This is a genomic window from Dyadobacter flavalbus (assembly GCF_006149045.1).
Lineage (GTDB): Bacteria > Bacteroidota > Bacteroidia > Cytophagales > Spirosomataceae > Dyadobacter > Dyadobacter flavalbus.
The window spans coordinates 1-829 of record NZ_VBSN01000012.1 but is presented as its reverse complement, the minus strand read 5'-3'; the positions used below and the strand labels follow the sequence as shown (position 1 = coordinate 829).

The following is an 829-nucleotide window of genomic DNA, read 5'->3' as shown; positions in this document are numbered from 1 at the left end:
TTTCTATACAACAATCAATTAACTATTTGAAAAAGAGCTGTTTGAAAACAAAGTAATCAACTCGTCTTGACTTAAATCCAAAGCTGCTAAACGCCGTTGCACTTGCCGGATGCCAGCTTTCTTGGTTCGTTGATCATTGGCTTTAAGCTGTGTTTTCTGATAAGGCTCCATTTTGGTGATCATATTCCAAATAATCACCGCCAGCTTTCGGGCAGTAGCAGTGATGGCAGCGACTCGGCCTTTTTTATAAGCAATTCGTTTAAAGAAAGGATTCAGTTCATGATTGGCCTGATTTCCAATTGAATTGGCTGCCTGCCGTAAGGCTGTAGCTATATAAGATTTGCCAGCCGGTGTACGATGGCTTAGAATACGCCCACCGCTGATTTTATTATTGGGCACTAGCCGCAACCAACTGGCAAAGCTTTTAGCAGTGGCAAACTTATGAATATCCTTACCCAACGTGGTCAGTAAGCATAGAACTGTACTGTTGCCAATACCAGAGATGGCAAACAAGTCAGTTTGAAAGTACCTTAACGCAATCTGGGAGACGTTGAAAGTAGGCGCATTCTTACTGTTCTGCTTCTTTTTATCTGAGGGTATTTTTACAACTGGTTTCAAAACAGACTCCTCAGGCACACAGCGGCTTAGGGCTTCCTCGATGACCCCATCACAAGTTAAAAGAGATTCTTGGTAGAGTTTGTAAAAATCCAGGGCGACTTTTAATTCGAATAACAATTCTGGTCTCCACCATCCTTGAAGGGATTGAGCGATTTCCTCTTTAGACTTTTTCATGCGAACGTCTACTAATGATGCCAGCTCATGTGGGTCA

At 42.5% G+C, this 829-nt stretch carries 1 protein-coding gene; it reads right to left on the bottom strand.

Features of this window, described 5'->3' with window-relative positions; all coding sequences use genetic code 11:
* Nucleotides 1-18 precede the first annotated feature (18 nt).
* The coding region (locus FEM33_RS01520) for a transposase (RefSeq protein ID WP_229214032.1) at nt 19-829 on the bottom strand (811 nt) is incomplete at its 5' end.